Below are 23400 nucleotides of genomic sequence, written 5' to 3'. Positions count from 1 at the left end.
CCGGTGCGCCTGAACGGGACCGGGCCCGACCCGAGCAACGCCTGACCACGGAAAGCAGGAACCATGTACGAGAGCGACCACGACCACGACCGGTACGACCTGCTGGTCGTGGGCTCCGCCAACGCCGACCTGGTCGTCGGTGTCGAACGCCGCCCCGCACCCGGCGAGACCGTGCTCGGCTCCGATCTCGCCGTCCACCCGGGCGGCAAGGGCGGAAACCAGGCAGTCGCCGCCGCCCGCCTCGGAGCCCGTACGGCCCTGCTGGCCCGGGTCGGTGACGACGCGCATGGCCGCCTGCTGCTGGATTCACAACGGGCGGCGGGCGTCGACACCGCCGGCGTCCTCGTGGGCGGGGCGCCCACCGGCGTCGCGCTGATCACCGTGGACCCCTCGGGTGACAACAGCATCGTGGTGTCGCCGGGGGCCAATGCCCGCCTCACCCCGGAGGACATCCGGGCGGCCGGCCCCCTGTTCGGTGCGGCCCGGGTCGTCTCCGTACAGCTGGAGATCCCGTTGGAGACCGTCGCGGAGGTGGCCGGTGCGATGTCACCCGGTACCCGGCTGGTGCTGAACCCGTCACCGCCCGCGCCCCTGCCCGCCCACGTGCTGGCAGCCTGCGACCCGCTGGTGGTCAACGAGCACGAAGCGCGCTACATGCTGGGCGAGGCCGCAGGCACCACGCCCCGGGAGTGGGCACGGGCACTGCTCGCGCTCGGCCCGCTTTCGGTCGTGATCACGCTGGGGGCGGCGGGGGCGCTCGTCGCGGACCGCCGCACGGGCGATGCCGTACCCGTACCGAGCATCGAGGTCGAAGCCGTGGACACGACCGGGGCCGGCGACGCGTTCACGGCCGCCCTGGCCTGGCGGCTCGGCCTGGGCGAAGAACTCGCCGAAGCCGCTGCGTTCGCCGTGCGGGTGGGCGCGGCCGCAGTCACCAGGCAGGGCGCACAGGCTTCCTTCCCGACCGCGGAGGAACTCCCGACGACAGAGGAACTCCTGACCGCAGAGGTACTCCCGACCGCAGAGGAAGTCCCGGCCCCGTGAAGAAGGCAGGAATTCTCAACCGCCACCTCGCCGGAGCACTGGCCGAACTCGGCCACGGCGACGCAGTGCTGATCTGTGACGTGGGCATGCCCATCCCGGTCGGCCCCCGGGTCGTCGACCTGGCCTTCCGGGCCGGCGTCCCCTCGTTCGCCGAGGTGCTCGACGGGCTGCTGGACGAACTGGTGGTGGAGGGCGCGACAGCGGCGCACGAGGTGCGGGAGGCCAACCCGGAGGCCGCACGCCTCCTGGAGGAGCGCCTCCCGGAACTCGCCCACGTACCCCACGAGGAGCTGAAGGCACTCGCGGCGGGGGCCCGGCTGGTGGTGCGGACGGGGGAGGCGCGGCCGTACGCGAATGTGCTGCTGCGGTGCGGGGTCTTCTTCTGACAAGGACGGCAGGCACCGGGCGCGCGAATCACGGACGCCGGGTCTGCGCGGCCGTCCCGAGCCTCGGGTGGGGCAACGCACCATCAGTAACCCCCGGCTGCGGTTGCTTTGGGGCTGACGTGACGTAGCGTTGCCCTTTTGGTGGTGTTCGAAAGAGCACCGCGAGGCACCGTTCTGCCCTCATCAGGTATGGGGCACCGAGGGGTATTGGGATGAAGCTCTGCTTCCTCGTCGAAGAGCTGTACCGGCATGACGGCATGCCGCTTGACGTGGTCCGGCGGCTGTCGTCGTGGGGACACCAGGTGGACGTGGTGCGCCCCGGCGGCTCTCTCCTGCGGATCTCGGAGGAGGTGAGGGCGGGGACCCATGACGCCTGGGTACTCAAGACCGTGTCCGGCGGCCCCGGGCTCACCTTGTTGGAGGCCGCGGCGACGGTGGGCCTGACCACGGTGAACGACGCGCGGTCGATCCGCGCGGTGCGTGACAAGGTCTTCACATCGGTCATCGCTCGACAGCACGGGCTGCCGGTTCCGGTGACCTATTCGGCACCGAGGGCCACGCTGTTCGCGGATGTTCCCGACGAGCTCTTCCCTCTGGTGGTCAAGCCCGCCGACGGCAGCTCGGGACGCGGGGTGCGGCTGGTGGCGGACCCCGGGCGGCTGGCGGAGGCGGAGCAGGCGGGGGAGGGCCAACTCATCGCGCAGCCCTATGTGTCCAATCCGGGCTCCGATCTGAAGGTCTACTGTCTCGCGGGTGAGCTTCACGCGACCTTGCGCCGCTCCCCGCTCCACCCGGACGGGTCGGTCGACGAGGGAGCCGTCCCCCTGCCCGCCGAGGTGGCCGCGGTGGCGGCGAAGGTGGGAGAGGTCTTCGGCCTCGATCTGTACGGCATCGACGTGGTGCTCGGTCCCGACGGCCCCGTGATCGTCGACATCAACGACTTCCCGAGCTTCCGGCAGGTCCCCGACGCCGTATCCAGGTTGGCCGGTGCCGTCCTCGACCTGGCCAGGGCGGGCGGCGCCGGTCGGCGGGGCGTGCTCGCCCCCGCCCCGCGCATTCCCGCGCAGCCGCAGATCCCCCATGGACGGCTTCAACCGCACCCCGTCCCCGGCCGCGAGGCGGACGTGCTGGCGGCCGTGCCGGAGGCCGCGCAGATATGAGGGTGTGCCTGCTGACCGACAAGCCGGATCATCCACTGCTCGCCGCAGTCTCTGCCGCACTGACCGAGGCGAAGCACCGGGTGACGTTCCTGAACCCGGACACCGGAACCGGGTCCCCGTCGCAACTGGTGACCGCGGACGATCTCGCCGATGTCTACCTCCTCAAGGCCCATACCCGCCGGGCCCTGGTGCTGGCCCGTTTCCTCGAAGCACGCGGCGCCCGGGTGCTGAACTCCGCCGCCTCGACGGAGCTGTGCCAGGACAGGAGCCGGATCGCCGCCGTGGCGGAGGGCGCCGGACTGCCGATGCCCCGGACAAGGACCCTGGACGCGCTGTCCGAAGCCGTCCACGGAGCGGAGCCGGTTCAGAGCGGCTTCCCGCTCATGGTCAAGAGCCGCCACAGCCGACGCGCGGACCTGGTCGCCCGCGTGGACGGTCCGGCCGAGCTCCGGGACCTCGCGGCAAAGTGGCCCGACGAACCCGTAGTCCTGCAGGAGTTCGTCGCGAACAGCGGCTGGGACCACAAGCTGTGGGTGATCGCGGGCAAGGTGTTCGCGGGGGTGCGCCCCGCACCAGTGGGCATACCGCCGGACGGTACGCCGTCCGCGCCACTGGTCCGTGATCTGCCGCAGGCCTGGACCGAACTCGCCCTCCACACGGGGGAGGTCTTCGGCCTGGACGTCTACGGTGTCGACCTGCTGGACCGCGAGGGGGCGCCCGTCGCGGTCGACATCAACGCCTTCCCGGGCATCCGCGGACCGAAGGGCGCCCCTGCGGCACTGGCAGCCTTGGCACTTCGACGCTCCCTGCGTCGAGCCGATGCTCCGCCTTGCCGCAGCTCTTGTTGAGCCGTGCGCTGACATCCGTGGCCCGCCTTCCGAACCCGACGGATTCCCGCACGGAGAGCTGCACCTGATCTTTCGTGGAGCCGGCAGTCGGTGGGCTTGCGCGAGCCCGCTCCGGGTGCCATGGGGGCGCCATGTGCGGATGTGCAATCTTTGCCGGTACGGGTCCTCGGCGCCGCCGTCAGCTCCGGTGCGCGTACACGATGAGGTTGTCCACCGGGTGGCCCTGGGCGTCGAAGGCGCCGTCGCAGGTGATCAGACGCAGGGCGCGTGTCCTGGTGGCCCCGTAGACCTTCTCGGTCGGGAAGGTCTTCTTGCTGACCGTCTCGGTGCCGGTGACCCTGAAGTGGAGTTCCGCGCCGCGGTCGTTCTTGACGGCGATGTCCGCTCCCTTGCCGATCTTCTTGAGATCGTGGAAGACGGCCTTTCCGAAGCGGGTGTTGTTGTGCCCGATGATGACCGCGGCGCCGGGCTCACCGGGAGTGGCGCCACCGGTGTACCAGCCGGCGGTCATGCCCTTGTCGGCGGGCGGGACCTCGACGGTGCCGTCCCCGTTGAGGCCGAGGCGCATCAGCTCGCTGTCGATGCCGAGCGACGGGATGCTGACGCGGACGGGGGCCGCCGCCGAGGAGCGGGAACCCCCGGCCTTCCCCGCTCCCTTCGAACCGGTCTGCTCCGGAGCGTCGAGAGCGGCGCTCGCGCTGCTGCCGGGCCCCGCGGCGGACGAGTCGTCCGCGGCATCGGAGGAGCAACCGGCGAGGAAGAGGCAGGCGAGCAGCGGCAGCGCGGCGCGTCGGAGCGAAGACGATGTGCGGAACATGGGGGCTCCAGGTCTGGGCGGAGATCGGCAGTGGCGCCGCCCGGGAACGGACGGCGCCACGAAGGACGGGCGACTGCGGTGAGCGTCGCGACTGGCTCGGCAGCCGGTCGGCTCCCGGGGATCGGCCGTGAGGTCCGGCTGGTCAGCCGTTGCGCTGGGCGGCCGAGCGGCGGCGCAGCACGATGGTTCCCGCTCCGGCGAGCAGCAGTGCGGCAGTGGCCGATCCGGCGATGGCGGTGGTGCTGTCGCCCGAGGTTCCGGCCGTCCGCTCACCCGCGGCGACGCCACCGCGCGGAGCCGGGGTGGCCGAAGCCTTGCCGTCGGCCTTCCTGCCCTCGACCACGGCCGGAGCGGGGCTGTCGCCGGCGGCCACACCCCCACGAGGTGTCACGGCCGGCTGCGAGCCCCGTACGGGAGTGCTGGTGGGCTTCTTGGCGGGCGCTGCCGAGGCGGACGGCTCGACGGACGGAGCCGCAGGCGAGGGCGAGGAGTCGGCGAAGGCCGCGGCGGACGGTACGAGCACCGCGCCCGCCGCGACGGCGGCGAGGACGGCGGTGCGCAGGAGACGGTTGGGCATGGGGATGACTCCATTCCAGGTCGGCCCCGGTGGTGCCCGGTGTCTGGTTCGCACCGGGCGCGGGGCATGCCGACAGGCTGGCGTGAAGTTATGAAGAAGCTGTCAGAACGTTGTGGTCATCGCATCAGGCCTGGTCCGCGCCCTTCTGTGCCCTGTCGTCCGCCTCTTCCGGTCGGGATTCCGCCGGGCCGGAGGGACCTGCCGGGCCGACCGGGCCGACCGGACCCATCGGACCTGCCGGGCCTCCCGGATCATCCGCCGGCAGCCGGAGCGTGAATACCGAGCCCTGCCCCTCGACGCTGACCGCGCTCACCGAGCCCCCGTGCGCCTCCACGAGTTTCCGTACGATCGCCAGCCCCAGCCCACTGCCCCCGGTGCGGCGGCTGCGCGACTTCTCGGCGCGCCAGAAGCGGTCGAAGACATGCGGCAGGTTCTCCGCCGAGATGCCACTGCCCGTATCGGCGACCTCGATCACGACCTCTCCGGCTTCTTCGCCGGTTGTCGCCGTGTCCGTCGATGCCCCCGCGCCGTACGCGCGCACCGTCACGCGTCCACCGGACGGGGTGTGACGTACGGCGTTGGAGACCAGGTTGCCGATGGCCTGGCGCAGCCGGACCGGGTCGGCCCACAACACGGGGGAGGGGCTGTCGGCCACCGCCGGCAGCGCCGAGAGCGCGACGCCCGCGGTCTCGGCCCGTCCCTGGTGCGCCGCGGCGACCTGTGCGAGGACGTCCTCGATACGGACCGGCTCGGGGTGCAGACGCAACGCGCCCGCGTCCGCCGCGGCGAGATCCTGGAGGTCGTCGATGATGTGCTGCAACTGCACGGCCTCCGTGTGCAGCGAGGCGATGAACGCCGGGTCGGGCTCCGCCAGGCCGTCCTGCGCCGCCTCCAGCCAGCCCCGGATATTGCTCAGCGGGGTCCGCAGCTCGTGGGCGACGTCGCTGACCATGTCCTTGCGCTGCGCCTCCAGACGCGCGCGGTGGTCGGCCATGTCGTTGAAGGCCGCGGCGAGCCGGCCGATCTCGTTGTCGTCGGCGACCAGCACGGGCGCGGAGTCCTCCCCGTCCCGCATCCGTTGTGCCGCGCCCGTCAGGGCGTGCAGCGGCCGTACGAGCCGTGACCCGGCAAGCACCGTGGCTCCCACGGTGAGCGCCAGGACGAGCGCCGCCGCGCCCGCGATCTTCGCGGTGTTCGCGGGGGAGAGGTCGAAGCCGGGAACGGTCGTGCCGCCCTCGTCGCCGATGAACAGCAGCGCGGGCGAGGCGACGTAGGAGCTGAGCTGTTCCCGGCGCGCCGTGTCCACGCAGGAGGCGGCGGCCCGGTCGTCCTCGCCGGTCCGGACGCTCGGTACGGGGGTGGGAACCCGGACGGCGGGAACGGGGGCGTCCGTCGGCCCGGTGCCGTCGCCCCAGGACAGGTCCGGATTGAGTTGGATGCCCGAGCGGTCCTGTCGTTTCAGGCAGGCGTTGGCGAGCCCATTGAGCGCGTCCAGCGCCTTTCGTTCGGTCGCCGTCGGGGAGTCGAGGTCGTCGGACGTGCACCGCGTGTCCTGAGCCCGGTCCGGATCATTGCCCACGACCTGTACACGCGGCCGTCCACTCGGACCGCGGACCACGTCCGCCGCGACCCCGACGCGGCTGAGGCACGCCGCTCTCCGGTCGGCGGCGCGCTGCAAGGCCGTACGTTCGGCGGTGGGCAACCGGAACGGACCGACCGCGCGCGGGTCGACACGGTCGGCTGCGGCACCCGCCCGATCGACCGTCCGGGACAGGGCGGTGTCCACGGACAGCGGGTCGACGATCGCCGAAGCCTGGGGCGGCAGCGCGGGCGGTGACGAGAGGGAAGCGGAGTCGGCGAGGGGCCGGCGCTGCTCGGTGGTCAGCGTGATCCGCCGGCCGGACTGCTTCGCCAGGTCGCGCACGGTGCTGTCGACGCCCTCCCAGGTGGGGTGGCCCGCCGCGTATCCGAGCAGGGTGTTGTAGATCCGGGCGTCAGCGGTGAGATTCTGGCCCTGCTCCTGCTTGATGGCGCCGGAGGTGGTCTGCACGGCGAGCCAGGCGGTGGCGGCCACCGAACAGGCGGCGACCAGGGCGGACGCCGCCAGCAGACGGCCGAACAGACTCTTGCGGAGCGGGAGCCTGGTCCGCCGCTGCTCACGACGCACGCGAAGCATTCCTCGCCGGGTCCGTCAGCTTGTAGCCGACACCGAAGACGGTGAGCAGCCGGGCCGGCCGACGGGGTGCAGGCTCGATCTTCTTGCGCAGGTTCATGATGTGCACATCGACCGTGCGGAAGCTGATGTACCGGTCGAAACCGTGCAGCTCCTCGAGGAGCCGCTGCCGGGTGAAGACCCGGTCGGGCTCGGTCGCCATGGCGGCGAGAATCCGGAACTCACCGGGTGTGCAGTCCACGGACCGGCCCTCGACGGACACCTCGTGCCGGTCCGGATCGACGATGAGCGCACCGACCCGCAGTGCCTGATCCGCGGCAGGACCGGTGTCCTGACCGCCCCGCCGGCTGCGCCGCAGCAGCGTCCGTACCCGGGCCATCAACTCACGCGGGCTGTACGGCTTGGTCATGTAGTCGTCGGCGCCGAGATCCAGCCCCAGCAGCAGATCGTCCTCGGTGCTGCGGGCCGTCAGCATCAGCACCGGCAGCTCCCGGTGCTCGGCGCGCAGCACACGTACCACGTCCAGACCGTCGGCCCGCGGCATCATCACATCGAGCACCAGCAGATCGGGCTCCCGGTGCCGGACCTCGGCGAGAGCCGCGAGGCCGTCACCGACGACCGTGACCGCGTGACCCTCGTGCTCCAGATAGCGGCGTACGAGTTCGGCCTGCATTGCGTCGTCTTCGGCGACTATGACATTTGCGCACACCCGGTGATCGTAGATGACTGGACGGAGACCACTCATGACACCGGACGAGCGGCACGGGGGGCCCAGGCTGCGGCCGGGTTCCCGTTCGGCTGGGAGCGCTATCGCGCCGACGCGACCAACGGGTAGTGGTCGGAGAGGTTCGTGTAGGTGTAGCTCGTGCCCCAACTGGTCACGGTCCAGGGTGCGCTCTGTTCCTTGACCACCTCGTTCGTCCACCCGGCCGGCTTCGCGTGCCCGGTGCGGTGCAGCACGTGGTCGAGGTCTTCGCGGGGGTCGTCGGGGTAGCGGTCGGCGGCGATCGAATTGTCCTGGGTGTCGAACGAGTACGGGTGCCCGGTGCGGGCGTCGGCCGCGGTCAGTCCGGCGTCGGCGAGCATCGATGCGTACTCGGAGGAGTGCGAATCGACGTTGAAGTCCCCCGCCACGATGACCTGTTCGGAGGCAGGAATGTTCTTGGCGTCGAGGAAGGCATCGATCTCCTCCGGTGCGACGGCCGAGTACGCCCCACCGGTCGCGTCCCAGCCGCTCCTGCTCCGGCCCACCACGGGTGTCTGGTACGGGTACTGGGCGGAGGCGTTGCGCATCAGGGCGTCGGACGCGGAGTTGTCGAATGCTTCCTGGAGCACGACGACGTCATTGCCCTGGAAGAACGACGCCTCGGGGATCGCCGCGGCGCGGTGGTCCTGGGCCCAGTTCGGGTACAGGTTCTTGCTGAACCGGAGGCCGATCCATCTGCGCAGGTGGCAGATCAGCCAGGACAACGCCCTCCACGTGCGGCTGCGAATGACGGATCGTCATGATGACCGCATCAAGTCCACGGCGGAGGTGCGCGGATGACAGTAAGGGGCGCACAGTCAGGACCAGCGTTCCCGAGCGGCGACGGCATACCGGACGAGTCCAAACGGTGACCGGGCGCGCCGTATGCCGCGCGCTGAAGAGACAGTGGCGCCAGGCGACAGACAAAGGCAGCCCGGCACCCTGGCACGCGGTGGACGGCAGGGGCTGGTATCACCGCGGGTGATGTCGACAGCTGGCCTCCGCTCGCCCGTGAGCCCCCGTTCCTTCCTGGAGATGGACCCGGCAGGAACGGGGGCTTCTATGTCGTTGTGCCTGGTCAGGGTTCGCGCAGGTGGTTCCTTTGCGCCACCCTGCCGATTCCCGGCCGTTCCACCTCGTGTCGCTGCCCGGTGGCGCTCCGACCTGCAACGCTGTTCCCAGGTAGGCAGCGTGCCGGCCAGCAAGGAGACGACATGCCCGAGAACGCCCCCAACGCCAAGGGACCGGCCCCGATCAAGCTGCCTCCGGAGCAGAGCGAAGCCAAGTGGGTAACCGTGCACGCCGGTCTTAAGACAGCCGAGGTGACTGACCTCGAACTCGTTCCCGCCTCCGACGTGAAGCCCGAGGACGTCGGCACCCTCAGCCTGCGCCACGTGGACGGTGTGCCCCAACTTGTCATCAGCGGCGGGACGTACATTCCGGCTGAGCTCACGGTGGTTGATGGGGCGAGTAAGCCGGTCGCGAGGTACAGCATGGGCCCCTTTGCACTGTTCGAAATTCCGGCGGATGAGCCGAACAGGAGGCGCTGAAAGCACCTCGCTGCCTGGGCGGCGACACGGACGGCAGAAGGGTTGAACGTTCCCGTCCGTGTCTGCACACCCCCTTCACCAACACAGGAGACACCGCCATGTCTGAATCCACGCCCAACGCCAAGGGTCCGGCCCCGGTCCAGTACACACCCGAAGCAACCGAACCCACGCTCATCCCGGCCGACCAGGTCAAGCCCGAGGACATCGGCACACTGTCGATCGAGTACCGCGACGGTTGGGCGGTGGTCGTCGCCAGCGGAGGGACGTACATTCCGGCGGGCCTGACGGTTGTTGACAGGATTGGGAACGCTGTAGCGGTGTACACGGCTACGGTTGACGTCGGAGCGGTTCAGGCCGCGAGTGTGCTGGTGGGTAAGCAGGCACCGGACTTCGACATTCCTGCGGTCTTGGGCAATGGCGAGATCGTGGACTCATTCAAGCTGACAGAGGCGCTCAGCCTGCGCTACGTGGACAAACAGCCCCAGCTTGTCGTAAGCGGCGGGACGGGCATCCCGGCAGGGCTCAAGGTTGTCAACGGGTCCCGGAACGCTGTAGCCGTGTACACGGCTACTTCCGTGGCAGCAGCACAGGCGCGGGCGGGTGGCCACAAGGTCGGCCTGTGCCTCGAATTGGAGCCGTAACCAGGAATCCACTTCAGTGCATTCTTGGTAGCCGTATATGGTCGCTTCGGTGGCAGCGTCAGAGCGGCGAAGCCTGAACCCCAAGTCCTCGCGGATCTTGACCTTGCGACACGAACGGCAGAGCGGTCCAACGCTCCCGTCCGTCTCCATCACGCAGCGGCCCCGAATACCGTGGCGGTCTGAGCCTGTGGCATCCGTGGCACAGCACTTGCACGTTGCGGTCTATGTCCTCGCCACCGAGGGACAGCGGGCGCACACGGTCCACGTCCACCCCGGACGCGGGACGAGCGACCGAGGTCGACTCTTCCCGGTGGCGGTCGACAGCCAGTCACTGCCCGTTCGTGATCCCCTGTGTCTCCCCGGTTGGCCGACGGAGATACAGGGGCTCTTTGCTGCATTCGCTCGTACACTTGGCCAGCCTTGCTGAAGACGAACGTGTTGTACGTGAGCACACGCAGCGACGGAGCCTCCGCCGCCGAGGCCTGCGGAGCGTTGGCGGCCGGCGTCGCGGCGGCGAGCGCGGCGGCCAGTGTTGCGCCGGAGATACGACGGATCGCGGGATTCGGCACAGGTTCTCCTGGTACGGGAGGGGGGTGGAAAGTGGTGCCGCCATCAAAGCAGGGGGAGTTACCCGTGGGTAGACATCGGATGCCGCCAGTCCGGCCGCAGCTGAAACGAATGGGCGCCGGCTCTTGCCGCAGGCCCCGCCGACTGGTCTTGTGTACCGCGGGCGGCCTGTTCACATCAGGCAGGCGGGCAACAGCCGGGCAGGCAACAGGCCGGCAAGCAGCCGAGCAGGCTCGGCCGAGGCGGGGAGAAGCATGGAATCGGTGACCGGACGCGATGCACTCGACGCGCTGCCCGAAGGGCTCGGCGACGCCGTACGGACCACCGCCGAGGAGATCGCAGCGGTGTTGCGCGTGGTTGCCGACACAAGCGTTCCGGTACCCGGCTCGCAGTGGACGGTGGGGGAGGCCGCAGCGCATCTGGCGCAGGCCAACGAGCTGATGGCCGACCTCGCGGCCGGGCAGGAACGCGGCTACGGGGACGGCACGCCGCAGAGTCTGGCCGCTGCAAACGAGCGTGCGCTCGCCGGGTTCGAGGAGCGGGCCGCCGAGCCGCTCGCCGGGATGATCGTGGCGCACGCGGACGCCTGCCTCGCGGCCATGGACGGCACCGTGGCCGGGAGCGTGGTCACCCCGCTGGGGCCGATGAGCCGGGCGGTGCTGGTCTCGTACCTGCTGACGCACATGCTCGGGCACGGCTACGACCTCGCCCGTGCGCTGGGGCACCGCCACATGATCGACCGCGAACGCGTCGCACTCTCCCTGCCGTTCCTGATGACGGCCATGCCCAGGGTCACCGATGCCGCGGCCACCGCCCGGCTCAGCGCCGGGTACACGATCCGCCTGTGGGGCGGCGCCCGATTCGGTGTCACGTTCACCGACGGCGCCGCAACCGTCACTCCTCGACCGCCGGCCCGCCCGGACTGCACCATCCTCATCGAGCCGGTCACCTTCTTCCTGATGGCGCTCGGCCGCACCGACCCCTACGGCGCCATCGCCCGGGGCAAGGTGTTCGCCTGGGGCCGCAAGCCCTGGCTCGCCCTCCGATTCCCGGGGCTGTTCAAGGCACCCTGATCCCTACGCCGGGGTCCCGTGGGACTCCATGAGCTCCTGGTGGGCCGCCCTCACGTCCGGGGCGAGCACGGTGACGATCTCCTCCCTGGTGGGCGTCGTGCCGCCCGCGTGCTCGGCGTACAGCCGCAGATCCCGTTGCGCGGCGGCCTTCTGGCAGAGCTCCCGGGCGAAGCGGGCATTGCCCAGCGTGTCGGCCATGCCTTCGTTCACGGCCGCGGCGAAGAAGTCGCCGAGCGCGGCTGCGGCTTCCTCGTCGGGTTCGTCGCCCTGACCGGACAGGACGGACCGGGCGATCAGGAGCAGCTCCTGCGCGGAGTACGAGGGGAAGTCGACGCGGGTGTTGAACCGGGACACCAGACCCGGGTTGGCGGCGAGCAGACCGGTCATCTCCTCGCGATATCCGGCGAGGACGACCACGAGCCGGTCCCGGTCGTCCTCGGCCCGCTTCAGGAGCACCTGGAGCGCCTCGTCGCCGAACGCGTCGCCACCGCTGTACCCGCTGTTGGACAGGGCGTACGCCTCGTCGATGAACAGCACGCCGTTCAGGGCGGAGTCGATGACCTTGCTGGTCTTGATGGCGGTGGATCCGAGGTGCTGCCCGACGAGGTCGACGCGCTGGGCCTCGATGACATGGCCGGAACGCAGCAGCCCCAGACCGGCGAAGACCTTGCCGATGATGCGGGCGACGGTGGTCTTCCCGGTGCCGGGCGGTCCCGCGAAGACGAAGTGCCGGGGCCGGGCGCCGCTGGGCAGCCCCTGTTCCTCCCGGAGCGCCGCCATGCGCAGCTGAGCGATGAGGGTGAGGACCTGCCGCTTCACCGGCTCCAGACCGATCATGCCGTCCAGCGCTTCCTGGGCCTCCGCGAGCCGGCGCGCCATCTCCTCCCGCGACAGCCCGTCCCCGTCGCCCTCCTGGGGACCGGAAGCGGCCTCGGGGGCCGTGGGTGCGGAGGCGGGCGCGGCCGTGCGGACCTCCGGGGTCCCCGCAGGGGACGGGGCGGAAGGGGTGGGGGAGGACGTGGATGGTGCCCCGGCCACGGACGAAGCCGTCGGAGCCGTGGAACGCGCCTGAGCCCGTACATCCACGTCGAAGAGGCCCGGCGCACACCGGAACGCGTACTGGTACCGCTTCAGCGCCTCCTCCGGCCGGCCCAGCGACTCCAGTGAGCGGCCCATGAAGTACTTGACCTCCGCGTCGAAACGGCTCCCGGACTCCAGCTTCCTCGGCAGCTCCGCCAGCACGTTCAGGGCCTCGTGACAGACACCCTGCGCGAACAGCGCCGCACCCACGTACAGCTGAGCCTCGTCGTGCAGGAACGCGTCACGGATCCCCGGGGCGAAACGCAGGACCAGGGACCAGTCCTCCTTGAGGAAGGCATACCGCGTACAGACGAACCGGGTCTCGTCGCAGTCCAGTTGTGCCGTCGAGAGCCCGGCCCAGGCCTCGTCGAGCTTCCCGGCGTCCAGCAGTGAGGTCATGGCCGCCACCCAGAGGTCACGGGTGCTTTCGAGCCGGAAGGTGACGTAGTGGCCCAGCTGGAACCGGGAGCGGAGCGGCATCCCGAACTTCGAACGCAAGGCGCCGAACGATCCGGCCGAGCGGACCATGCCGTCCAGCGCCTCCTTCTGACGCTGCCCGGTCGCGTGCAGCCCCAGCCAGGCGTCGGCGGCCAGCGGATCGTGCGCGGTGGCGAGCGAGAACCGTTCGGCGGCAGCCGCTTCGTCGCCCTGCTGCAACAGGGCCATCGCCTGCTGCCAAGCCTGCTCGGCCTTCTTGGCCGAACCCCGGCGTGCGGCTGCTCCCTGCACAGTCTCTCCCCTCGACGGGCCCAGGCCCTGTCGTCGAACTGCCTTCTGCCGCGCGGCGGGCGACGACGGCAGTGTGACGGCAGGGCCTGGGCCCGCGCGCCGACGGCCGACGGGGCTCGCCGTGATGACCTGGAACAACCGCCAGGATATCCAACACCACGTGGCGGCCGGTGAACACTCTCGACGCCCGGTCGACGGCCTCGGCGACATGACGGCGGCGCCGACGCGCCGAATCCGCCCGGACATCGATGAATGGTCATTTCAGGACAGGTGAACGGCCGGTCCGCACCGGCCCGGTTGATCACCATCGCGATGTCCGGAGGACATCCACCCGTCTGACGCTAACGTTGATCCGCACGGTGGCAGCGACGGTGCCGGGGAGGGCGCACCGCGCGGAACACCGGGAACGAGGAGTGCGCGACATGCTGGATCCCACTTCGGTGGCGGCGATTTCGGCGGTACTCGGTGCGGTCGGCTCGGGGATGGCCAACGAGGCCGGCAAATGGGCCTGGGAGTCCACCGGCGGTGTCGTACGGAGAATCGTCGGCCGTGAGGTCCCCGCCCCCGTGGCTCCGGACGAACGGGACGACGTGGCCCGCATGCTCCACGACCGGATCCGCGCCGATCCGCAACTCGCCGCACACTGGGCCGTGTTCGCGGCGCGGGTGCGCCGCACCCCTGCCCCGGCCACAGCCGCGCGGTCCGACCTCCCCGCCTCCATAAGGTTCTTCACGGATCGCAAGGAGGCGATGAGGCGACTCCAGCGAGAGGCGTCCCGCCGCCCGGACGGACGGCCCCGGCTCGCACTGGTGCACGGTCCTGACGGAATGGGTTCCAGCACGCTCGCCGTGCACTTCGGAGCCCAGCCGACCCGACTCTTCCCGGACGGGCAGATCTACGCCGACCTCGGCGGCGGAGGCGCCGGTGGCGCGCGCGACGCCGGATCCGTACTGCGTGCGCTGCTGCGCCAACTGCGGGTGCCGGACGAGGAGATGCCGACCGGTACCGATGAGCTCGGCGAGTTCTTCCGGGACCGGGTGGCGGACCGCAGACTCCTGGTCGTGCTCGACCACGCGTACTGCGCCCCGCAGGTGCGGCCGTTGCTCACCCCGGCGCCCGGGGTGTTCACCATCCTGGTCGCCCGTGCCCCCTTCCCCGGCATCGACGCGGTGCGTGTGCCCGTGGGTCCGCTCTCGGACCGGGACGCGGTGCGGCTGCTCACCGACATCACCGACAAGTCCACGGTCGCCGCCGCCCGTGCCGCGCTGCCCTCGCTGCTCCAGCGCTGCGGCGGGTCACCGTACGCTTTGCGCGCCGCGGCGTACCAGCTCTCCGCACCCACGCTTCCGCCACGCCGTGCCGAGGCGGACGGCGACCCGGTACGCGGGGCCGCCGAGGACAACTACCGGCTCCTGGCGCCGGAATCGGCCAGGCTGTACCGGCTGATGGCGCTGCGTGCCTGGCCCGCCTTCGACGCCGCCGCTGCCGCCCGGACCACCGGCCAGGACCCTGAGGCCGTGGCGGAGTCCCTGGAGGACCTCGCCGACCGGATGCTCCTGGAGCGCGGCGGCGGGAGCGGCAACGGACGCTACCGCTACCGCCACGGGGTCCGCGCACACGCCGAGGCGGCCGCGATCCGGGAGGACGGAATCGCGGCGTGCTCGGCGGCTCTCGCCCGCACCCTGAGCGCCTACGCCGATCTGGCGGCATCGGCCGCCCACCAGGCGCTCCCGGAGAGCTGGCGTGTCCCCGCGCCCGCCGAGGAACGCGTCGGGCGGAGGTACGAGGACCGGGGCGCCGCCCTCGACGCGCTGCTCGCGGAGTCGGGCAACCTGGTCGAGGCGGTGCGCTGTGCCGAGGAGTCCGGCGATCCGGACACCGTCGTACGCCTGTGCCGCGCCCTGTGGCCGCTGCAGCTCAAGGCAGGGCACCACGAGATGCTGCTGCCGGCGCTGCGCATCGGTGTGCGTCTCGTCGACACCCATCGTCCCACGAGCCCCGACGCCGGAGCGCTGCACGCGCAACTCGCCCATACCCTCACCGAGCTGAAGCGCTGGGACGAGGCGGAGACGGCGGCGAGGGCAGCGGCACGGGCCGAGGAGGCGGCCGGCCACAAGCGGGGCCACGCCTCGGCCGTCGAGTTCCTGGGGCTGCTGAGACTGCGCCAGTGGCGGTACCCGGAGGCGTACGACTGCTTCGACGAGGCGGGCGGCATCCTGGACACCATGGGCGATCAGGACGAGGGGACCGCCGACCTGCCACGTGCACGGGCCCTGCTGGAGCGCCATCGCGGACGGGCGCTGCGCGGTTCCGGGCCGCGGGAGGAGGCCCGGGAGAAGCTGGAGACCGCCCTGCGGTATTTCCGGTCGAGCGGCGATACGTACAACACGGCGCGGACGCTCACGGACCTCGCCGAGAGCCGGCTGGACGAGGAGGACGCCGAAGCTGCGCTGCCGCTGATCGAGGCGGCGATCACGACACTCGACGGGCAGAGCGCGGAGTACCAACTGCGGTACCTCCGGCGTATGCGGGAGGCCTGCGTCACCGGGTGAACCCCCGTTCCCGGCCCACTCACCCCTTTGTTTCCGGAGGTGCCAGAGGGACGACCCGTACGCGGTGGAGCCGGGCACCCGTCCGCACGGTGAGTCCGCCGACCATCGTCCGGGCGAGCCGCCGGCCGGCCGCGGCCGGATCGTGACCGCCGGTGGTAAGCCAGGCGTGCAGGGCAGAGGCGTACGCGGCGGGGTCCGCGGCGGACACGTCCTCCGCGGCCGACACGTCCTCCGTAGCGGACGGGGCTTCCGCACCGGTGACGGGCACCGCCACCAGGCGGAGCGGTGCCTCGCCACGCACCCGGACCACGCACGCGGACGGGCCGGTCGCATAGGCCGCCAGGGAACACCCGCGGTGGCGGCGGAGCACCTCGGCGGTCCAGAGCGAAGGGGAGCCGAAGCGCGGATCGTCGGGTGCGCCCTCCCGGAAGATGACATCGGCCAGATCCAACTGGTCCACGTCCCGGGTGTCCTCGTGCACGGCGATGTGCAGTTCGCCGTCGGGATCCGCTCCGGCCTCCGGCCGCGACCCCGCCCAGCGGCTGATCGCGACCTCTCCCGGCCCGAGCACCCGCGACAGGACCCGCAACGGAACAGTGGCCGTCGCGGCCTCGTGACCGGGCAGCGGGAGCGGCTCCAGCGATGCGGGCCGGCCGGGCTCCGGCACACCCATCATCGAGTAGAAGAGCTTCCGGAGCCGGACCGCGGACTCGCCCGGCACGGAGGTGGTGAACTCGGCGGGCCCCGGCAACGGGCGGTGACGGCCGATGAGTTCCTCGATCTGTGCCGCCAGGGACGCGTCGGGGTCGAGCCGCGGTGCCTCCCGCATGAACGCGGAGATCGGCGCGTCGGGGTCGAGGGCGTCGAGCGGCACGGCTCCCAGGAGCACGGGGGTGCCGAGGGCGGCGGCGTAGTAGGTGACGGATCCGTGGTCCCCGATCACGGCATCGGCGGCCAGCAGGGCCTGCCGCCACCCCCTCAGCGGATCGATCAGCGCCATCCCGCCGCGCCGTGCGCGATCGAGCCAGGCACGGATCTGACCGGGGCCGTGCCCGTGCCAGATGTTGGGGTGCAGTACGGCCGCGAACCGGTATTCGTCCACGGGGAACTCGTCGGCGACCCGGTCCAGCAGGGCCGCGACGACATCGCCGCCGTCCGGGGCCTTCCCGCCGTCACCGAAGAGCGACTCGGGGCTCCAGGTCGAGTTGAGCAGGACGAGCCGCTGTCCCGGCCGGACCCCCAGCGCACGGCGGAAGCGTTCGCGGTAGGGCCGTGCCGCGAGGATCCGGTCGTAGCAGGGGTCCCCGGCGAGCACCGCGGTCGGCGCCGCCTCGGGGCAGGCGAGGCGCAACCGTTCGTACTGCTCGGGATGGGACAGCACGAGCGCGTCCGCGACGGGAGTGCCCTGGGGCGAGAGCAGCCACGCAGGCGCGAGCCCGAACACGGGCGCAGGCACCACATCCGCCCCGCCCCCGATCCGGTGTCCGGTGTCCGGTGTCCGGTGTCCGGTGTCCGGTGTCCGGTGTCCGGTGTCCGGTGTCGCCAGCCTCTTAGTGTATCCAACACCATGCGAGAGGATGGCCAACTGTCCGGTGAATACGTCCAGTTGACCGCCGAAGCTGGCGGAGATCACCAGATCCACCCGCGTATCGGCCGCCTGCTCCCACGGCAGCACCGGGATCCCCGTGTCGGCCAGCAATTCGGTGGTGCCGGCCGCGAACGCCGAGGAGCCCGTACAGGTCACCAGCAACTGGACCCGCAGATCGTCGTCGAACAGTGGCAGCACATCGAGCAGCCGGGTCGCGGCGGTCACGTTGTGCACGACGACCAGCACGCGCAGGCACGTGCCCCGGGTCGCCCACCGTGCCGCGTCGTCCCCCACCGGCACCCGCACCCACCCGGCCCGCCCGTACCTCATCCGCACGCCCCTCGTCCGCCCCGGCCCGCCCGCGGGCTCCGTGCCGCCCCACGCGACCGGTCACGACAGTCAACCAGCACGCCTGCCGCACGGCCATCGAGGGGCGTCACACCGCCATCGCCACCGTGGACTTGGTCAGCGTGCCCTCGTGCGCGGCGACCCGGGTCCGGTCGCCGAAGACGACGACCCGCAGCAACACGAACCGTCCGGCCCCCGCGAGGGCGGACGCCGACAGATAGACCGTCTGCGCGACCAGGGGCGAGGGATCGGACCGCACGGCGAACAGGCAGAGCAGCGCCCCCGTGGTGAACGCGTAGCTCACGGCGACCGTGACCCCGGACTGCAGATGCACCCCCCACCCCCTGCGCTCGCTCCGGAAGGAGATCCGCCGGTGCAACTCGGTGGCGAGGACCGTGGAGACGATGGTGACCAGTGCGTTCGCGATGGCCATCGGTATCCGCTCGCCGAGCAGCACGACCGCCGCGCTCGACGCCAGCCCGACTCCGCCACCGCACACGACGAACCGCACGAAGGCCGTGAGGACAGGGCGAAAGGCGCGCGTCCGTCGACGCGTTGGGGCGGTCACCGGCGAGCCTCCGGAAGGTGGGTTGGGGAACGATGTTTCGATTCCACCTCAGAACCTACGGAGTCGGCGTCGTCCGAGCGACCCGATAAACCCCGACTCAAGTGGGGGACAACCCGGAAACAACCCTGGGCCGACCGGGCAAGACATGCTCCGTGACGTATGCGGCCATAACTCTCGCGACGCCCAGGTAGGTTAAGGCCATAGCTTGATCACTTTCGCGTTCGGAGGTCTCCATGAGCGAGCAGCAGTCGTCCGCCACCCCGTCCGCCGAGCGGGTATCGGACCGCATCGACACCACGAGGCCTCATTCCGCTCGCTTCTGGAACTACTTCGTGGGCGGCAAGGACAACTACGAGGTCGACCGTGAGATCGGTGACCAGATCAAGACGTTCTTCCCGGGGCTCGTCGACGTGGCGGTGGCGGGGCGGCAGTTCCTGCGGCGTTCGGTGGGCCACCTGGTGGAGGACCACGGTGTCCGGCAGTTCCTGGACATCGGGACCGGCCTGCCCACCGCGGACAACACCCATCAGGTGGCCCAGGACCTCGCGCCCGAGTCGCGCATCGTGTACGTGGACAACGATCCGCTCGTGCTGACGCATGCGCGTGCGCTGCTGACCAGTTCCCCCGAGGGCGTCACCGACTACATCGACGCCGACCTCTACGAGCCGGACGCCATCCTTGCCGAGGCGGCGAAGACGCTCGACTTCGAACGGCCCGTGGCCCTGATGCTGCTCGGCATACTCGGTCACGCGGGCGACTTCTCGAAGGCGCGTGAGGTGGTGGGCCGACTGATGGCGGGGCTGCCCTGCGGCAGTTACCTCGTGGTGTACGACGGTACGCGTACCAGCGAGGGCATGATCGCCGCGGAGAAGGCATACATCGAGAGTGGCGCGGTGCCGTACTACGTGCGCGAGCCCGACGAGATCGTCACGCTCTTCGACGGGCTGCGGATCCTGGACCCCGGCTTCGTCCGGCTCAGCGAGTGGCGGCCCGACGCCGACAGCGCGACCGTGTCCGCGGACGTCGACGCCTTCGGCGGCATCGGCGTCAAGGAGTGACGCGGCCCGGAGCCTGATGCCCGGACCCTGATGTCCGTCGCCGGCTGCCGGTCTGCGGGTATCGGTCTGCGGATGTCGGTCTGCGCATGTCCGCGCGGCCGGACGGGCGATTGCTGCAAGATGCTGAGGCAGGAAGCTGATCAGTACCAGGGGGAGTGCCATATGAAAGGGTACGGATCCGGCGCGGACCGCATCGACACCACGAGGCCGCATCCCGCGCGGGTGTACGACTGGTTCCTCGGCGGGAAGGACAACTATCCCGTCGACGAGGAGCTCGGCAAACAGATCGCCGGGCTCTCTCCGGACACGAAGCGCATCGCGCGCCACAACCGGTGGTTCATGCACCGTGCGATGCGCTGGCTCGCCGGCGAGGCGGGGATACGCCAGTTCCTCGACATCGGCTCCGGTATTCCCACCGAGCCCAACCTGCACCAGATCGTCCAGAGCGCGGCTCCCGACGCACGGGTCGTGTACGTGGACAACGACCCCATCGTCCTGGCCCACGCCGAAGCGCTGTTGAGCGGGAGCGCCGAAGGGGTGACGGCGTATCTGGACGCCGATGTGCGGGAGCCGGAGAGGATCCTCGAACTCGCCGCGGACGTGATCGACTTCGACCGGCCCGTCGCGCTCTCCCTCATCGCCCTGCTGCACTTCGTCGGCGACAGCGACGGCGAGGGGGCGGGGAGGAGCGAGGGGGCGTACGCCCTGGTGGAACGGCTGGTGGAGCGGCTTCCCGCCGGGAGCTTCCTCGTGCTGTCGCAGCTCACCGGCGACTTCGACCCCGAGAGTGTGGAGAAGGGCGTGGCCTCGTACGCGGCGGGCGGTGTGACGCTCGTACCGAGATCGCGTCGCGGCGTCAGCCGGTTCTTCGACGGGCTGGAAGTGGTGGAGCCGGGCCTCGTCCAGGTCGTCGACTGGCATCCGGAACTCAGCCTCGGCGATCTTCCGGTGGAGACGCAGCCGGTGCCGATCTACGGTGCGGTCGCCCGCAAGCCGTAGCGTGCCGGGCGCACGGACCGGGGGCCGTCCGTGGACGGCCCCCGGCCATGTGCCGTTGCGCACGCGTGGGCTGCGCCCGCTGCCTACTTCCGCAGCTCGACGGTGAAGCCGCGCCCGGTGGAGACGGACGGCGTCTTGATCTCCGTGACCCCGGTCGCCGGGTCGGTGAACCAGCCGGAGCCGGCCGCGGCGAGCTCCGCCGCCGAGTTCAGCCGGTGCAGACGGCTGTGGTCCATGACGACCTGCGACGGGGCGCTCCCGCCGTGCACGGTGAGGTCGTACGAGCGGGCGGACACCTTGCCCTCGTAACGTCCCACGCTCGCACCGATCGTGACGGTGGTGCCGCCCTTCTTGCCGTGGGCGGGTGCCTGGACCTTTACGTGCTGGGTGGCCGAGGCTCCCTCCGCGAACTTCCTCGTCACGCCGTCGTCCTCGTAGAGCGTGTAGTCCGTGGTGCCCTGCGGGTGGATGTCGTAGCCGAGCCGGGTCCTGTCCCGGGACTCCCAGGACAGGGTGCCCTTGGGCCACATCGGCACGATCGACCCGCCCTTGACGAAGAGCGGCAGGGTGTCGAGCGGCGCCTTGTACCCGTTGACCGTGGTCGGGCCCTGGTAGGTCCTGCCCGTCCAGTAGTCGGTCCAGGTGCCCTTCGGCAGATAGATGCCGTTGCGGACGTCCGTGTCGCTGTACACGGGCGCGACCAGGAAGTCGGGTCCGGCCAGGAACTCGTACTTGGCGTCCGGGCCGAGTGTCGCCGGGTCGTCGGGGTACTCCAGCGAGAGCGGCCGGACCGCGCCGACGCCGGTCCTCGTGGCCTCCTTCGACAGGGTGTACATGTACGGCAGCAGCCGCTCCTTCAGCTGCAGGTACTTGCGGTTGATGGAGGTGTACGGCTCGCCGTCCAGCCACGGCTGCTGGTCGTGCGGCTGCTTGGTGGTGATGTCACTGGCCCAGCCGTCCATGGTCATGATGGCCGGGAGGAACGCCTTCCACTGCAGGTCACGGGTGTACATCTTGGGGTCGTGACGGTAGATGCTGCCGACGTCACCCGTGTTGTACGCGATGCCGGACATCGTCGCGCCGGCATACGTCGGGATCTGCCAGCGGATGAAGTCCCAGGACAGGCTCTGGTCACCGCTCCACAGCACACCGCAGCGCTGCGCACCGGCCCAGGAGACGGGCAGCCAGACGAAGCCGCGGGCGTCGCTGTTGTTCTCGATGCCGGCCTTGGCCTGGTCGCAGGCGTCCAGCGCGAAGCCGTAGCCGCCGCCGACCCAGGCGACGTCCAGCTTGCGCACGCGTACACCGGCCTTGGCCTCCTCGGCCTCGTGGGGCAGGCCGTCCTGTGTCCAGAGGCCGAGCTGGGCATGGTTCTTGTCGAGACCCGTACCCGTCTGGGGAAGGTTCTCGTATCCGCAGCCGTAGCCGTCGTTGACGAGCATCCAGCCGAGCGGCATCCCGTTGTCGACGTAGCTGTCGGAGACCTTCAGCGCGTCGAGGGTGTGGCGCTCGCCCCGGTTGGCGTTGTGGAGGTAGCAGTCGGCGGAGCCGGGCTCCAGCCCGTACACCGGTGGCATGAACGGCTTGCCCACCAGCGAGGTGTACTTGCCGATGACCGACTTGGTGTCACCGGTGAAGTAGTACGCGTCCAGGCGTCGTTCCTGCTGACCGGTCCGTACCGGCGAGTCGAAGTCGTAGATGCCGGGCGTCATGGTGTTGCGGAAGACGCCGTAACCCGCCGTGGAGATGTAGAACGGCTGGGAGTTGTTGTAACCGCCCTCGTTCCAGTTGGTGTTGTTGCCGACATTCATCACCTGGTCGCGGTGCGAGAAGCTGCCGTTCTGCTCACCCCCGCCGAAGAACTGTTCGTCGGTGCCGCGCTTCAGGCTCTGCCGCATGCCGCCGCCGGTCCAGCGCAGCGGATCGGCCTCCTGCCAGACGACCGTGCGGTTGTCGGCCTTGTAGAGGCCGAAGCGCAGCGGCTTCTTGTAGACGCGCATCACCACGCCCTTGGAACGGATGCCGTAATAGGTGCCCGCGTCGAAGGACTTGGTGTGCGGCTGGGCGGTGGGCTGCCGCCGGATCATGTGGCTGTCCTTCGGGTCGGCGAGTACGCCGTCCGGGGATGCCTGCAGCCGCAGGGTGTCGTCGGTGAAGAACTCGGCGCGGGCCTTGAGCGCACCGGCCTCGATCTCGTACCTGCCGCGCGAGCCGCTGAAACCGGTGAGGTCCCCGGCATCGGTGGCCTCGGGAAGGTAGGCCTTCCCGCTGAAGGAGTTGTTGTGCACGTCGTAGGGGACGACGACCACGTGGTAGGTCCCGGAGGCCTTCGGGATGACCGTGGACTCGGGGTCGGCGGTGCCCGCGCTGGAAGCCACCTGCTTATTGGCCGAGTCGTAGATGTACATGTCGAAGTCGTCCGTGGGCGTCTCCCATTGGACGGAGACGGGGACGCCGCCCTCGGGGTTGTCGTCCCACTGACCCGCGGGCGGGCGGACGGTCAGGTCGAACCGGGCGCAGACCGCGTTGTCGGGGTCCTCGGCGGCCGTGCCGCACTTGGCGGGAGAGTCGACGGTCCCCTTGGCGTAGACCGGGCTCTGCCATGTCACGTTCTTCGTGGTGCTGTCCAGGGTGCCCGAGGGCGTGGCCGCGGCGTGCGCCTGGGGCGCGGGGGCGGTGAGGGCGGTGAGTGCGAGGACGATCACCGACAGTGTGCCGACCGCCATCCGGCTGGGACGGTTCTGAAGGATCCGCAAGGAGTGTTCTCCGTTCGTACCGAACAGTGAAATAGGTGATGCCTGCGCAGACATGCTTGGAACGCTGGAGATTCGCGCATCAGAATTCACCGTGCGACCGGTGCATGTCAACGCTCCGGTGACTGCTCCACGCCTGCCCGT

Annotated in this window: 19 protein-coding genes and 1 pseudogene; 11 read left to right on the top strand and 9 right to left on the bottom strand. The window is 70.5% G+C overall.

The genetic code is table 11. The annotated features are described in order from the left end of the window. Window positions 1-63: 63 nt before the first annotated feature. From ACFV8T_RS29210 to ACFV8T_RS29195, 4 genes are all read left to right on the top strand, one after another. On the top strand, window positions 64-1044 hold the full coding sequence (locus ACFV8T_RS29210) for a ribokinase (RefSeq protein ID WP_385333233.1): 981 nt from the start codon (window positions 64-66) through the stop codon (window positions 1042-1044). After that, window positions 1041-1430: a D-ribose pyranase gene (rbsD, locus tag ACFV8T_RS29205; protein ID WP_385333230.1), complete on the top strand. Its 390-nt coding sequence runs from the start codon at window positions 1041-1043 to the stop codon at window positions 1428-1430. The genes ACFV8T_RS29210 and rbsD overlap by 4 nt, the downstream gene beginning before the upstream one ends. A gap of 212 nt (window positions 1431-1642) precedes the next feature. Continuing rightward, entirely contained in the window at window positions 1643-2590 is a 948-nt protein-coding gene (locus ACFV8T_RS29200) for a RimK family alpha-L-glutamate ligase (protein WP_385333227.1), read from the top strand. Further along, window positions 2587-3438, top strand: a complete 852-nt coding sequence (locus ACFV8T_RS29195; protein WP_385333224.1) for a RimK family alpha-L-glutamate ligase — start codon at window positions 2587-2589, stop codon at window positions 3436-3438. Before ACFV8T_RS29200 ends, ACFV8T_RS29195 begins: the two co-directional genes overlap by 4 nt. A gap of 178 nt (window positions 3439-3616) precedes the next feature. Here the strand turns inward: ACFV8T_RS29195 and ACFV8T_RS29190 are convergent, their stop codons facing one another. The 5 genes and pseudogenes from ACFV8T_RS29190 to ACFV8T_RS29170 form a co-directional block, all read right to left on the bottom strand. After that, complete coding sequence (locus ACFV8T_RS29190) at window positions 3617-4255, bottom strand: class F sortase (protein ID WP_385333222.1); 639 nt, start codon at window positions 4253-4255, stop codon at window positions 3617-3619. 142 nt (window positions 4256-4397) lie between these two features. Next, complete coding sequence (locus tag ACFV8T_RS29185) at window positions 4398-4832, bottom strand: hypothetical protein (protein WP_385333220.1); 435 nt, start codon at window positions 4830-4832, stop codon at window positions 4398-4400. A gap of 124 nt (window positions 4833-4956) precedes the next feature. Beyond that, entirely contained in the window at window positions 4957-7008 is a 2052-nt protein-coding gene (locus ACFV8T_RS29180; RefSeq protein WP_385333218.1) for a sensor histidine kinase, read from the bottom strand. Continuing rightward, window positions 6989-7750: a response regulator transcription factor gene (locus tag ACFV8T_RS29175; protein WP_385333215.1), complete on the bottom strand. Its 762-nt coding sequence runs from the start codon at window positions 7748-7750 to the stop codon at window positions 6989-6991. Before ACFV8T_RS29175 ends, ACFV8T_RS29180 begins: the two co-directional genes overlap by 20 nt. A 62-nt stretch (window positions 7751-7812) precedes the next feature. Beyond that, window positions 7813-8430, bottom strand: a pseudogene (locus ACFV8T_RS29170) (endonuclease/exonuclease/phosphatase family protein); the annotation flags it as partial. 534 nt (window positions 8431-8964) lie between these two features. Here ACFV8T_RS29170 and ACFV8T_RS29165 point away from each other — a divergent pair. From ACFV8T_RS29165 to ACFV8T_RS29155, 3 genes are all read left to right on the top strand, one after another. Beyond that, window positions 8965-9300: a hypothetical protein gene (locus ACFV8T_RS29165; protein WP_385333213.1), complete on the top strand. Its 336-nt coding sequence runs from the start codon at window positions 8965-8967 to the stop codon at window positions 9298-9300. Window positions 9301-9398: 98 nt separating this feature from the next. Next, entirely contained in the window at window positions 9399-9941 is a 543-nt protein-coding gene (locus tag ACFV8T_RS29160; RefSeq protein ID WP_266768325.1) for a hypothetical protein, read from the top strand. An 821-nt stretch (window positions 9942-10762) separates the two neighbouring features. Further along, window positions 10763-11581, top strand: a complete 819-nt coding sequence (locus tag ACFV8T_RS29155; RefSeq protein WP_385333210.1) for a maleylpyruvate isomerase family mycothiol-dependent enzyme — start codon at window positions 10763-10765, stop codon at window positions 11579-11581. Between the two features lie 3 nt (window positions 11582-11584). On the opposite strand, the gene ACFV8T_RS29150 is transcribed toward ACFV8T_RS29155, so the two are convergent. Then, window positions 11585-13390, bottom strand: coding sequence for an AAA family ATPase (locus ACFV8T_RS29150; RefSeq protein ID WP_385333207.1), 1806 nt, complete (start codon window positions 13388-13390; stop codon window positions 11585-11587). A gap of 124 nt (window positions 13391-13514) precedes the next feature. Between ACFV8T_RS29150 and ACFV8T_RS29145 the strand changes: the two genes are divergently transcribed. Both ACFV8T_RS29145 and ACFV8T_RS29140 read left to right on the top strand, forming a co-directional pair. Continuing rightward, the gene (locus tag ACFV8T_RS29145) at window positions 13515-13664 is read left to right on the top strand and encodes a hypothetical protein (RefSeq protein WP_385333204.1); all 150 of its coding nucleotides are present in this window, start codon (window positions 13515-13517) and stop codon (window positions 13662-13664) included. Window positions 13665-13812: 148 nt separating this feature from the next. After that, a complete protein-coding gene (locus ACFV8T_RS29140; RefSeq protein WP_385333202.1) occupies window positions 13813-15942 on the top strand; it encodes a tetratricopeptide repeat protein in 2130 nt (709 codons plus the stop codon). Window positions 15943-15961: 19 nt separating this feature from the next. Here ACFV8T_RS29140 and ACFV8T_RS29135 read toward each other — a convergent pair whose 3' ends face one another. Both ACFV8T_RS29135 and ACFV8T_RS29130 read right to left on the bottom strand, forming a co-directional pair. Beyond that, window positions 15962-17860, bottom strand: coding sequence for a hypothetical protein (locus ACFV8T_RS29135; protein ID WP_385333199.1), 1899 nt, complete (start codon window positions 17858-17860; stop codon window positions 15962-15964). A 106-nt stretch (window positions 17861-17966) separates the two neighbouring features. Continuing rightward, the gene (locus tag ACFV8T_RS29130; protein WP_385333196.1) at window positions 17967-18389 is read right to left on the bottom strand and encodes a GtrA family protein; all 423 of its coding nucleotides are present in this window, start codon (window positions 18387-18389) and stop codon (window positions 17967-17969) included. Between the two features lie 290 nt (window positions 18390-18679). On the opposite strand from ACFV8T_RS29130, the gene ACFV8T_RS29125 reads away from it, so the two are divergent. Beyond that, a complete protein-coding gene (locus tag ACFV8T_RS29125; RefSeq protein ID WP_385333193.1) occupies window positions 18680-19504 on the top strand; it encodes an SAM-dependent methyltransferase in 825 nt (274 codons plus the stop codon). Between the two features lie 162 nt (window positions 19505-19666). Further along, window positions 19667-20503: an SAM-dependent methyltransferase gene (locus ACFV8T_RS29120; RefSeq protein WP_385333191.1), complete on the top strand. Its 837-nt coding sequence runs from the start codon at window positions 19667-19669 to the stop codon at window positions 20501-20503. Between the two features lie 83 nt (window positions 20504-20586). Here the strand turns inward: ACFV8T_RS29120 and ACFV8T_RS29115 are convergent, their stop codons facing one another. Beyond that, window positions 20587-23259, bottom strand: coding sequence for a TIM-barrel domain-containing protein (locus tag ACFV8T_RS29115; RefSeq protein ID WP_385333189.1), 2673 nt, complete (start codon window positions 23257-23259; stop codon window positions 20587-20589). Between the last annotated feature and the right edge of the window lie 141 nt (window positions 23260-23400).

Origin of the sequence: Streptomyces sp. NPDC059832, from assembly GCF_042731715.1 — a bacterium.
Classification (GTDB): Bacteria; Actinomycetota; Actinomycetes; order Streptomycetales; family Streptomycetaceae; genus Streptomyces.
This window is presented reverse-complemented; position numbering and strand designations above follow the sequence as displayed.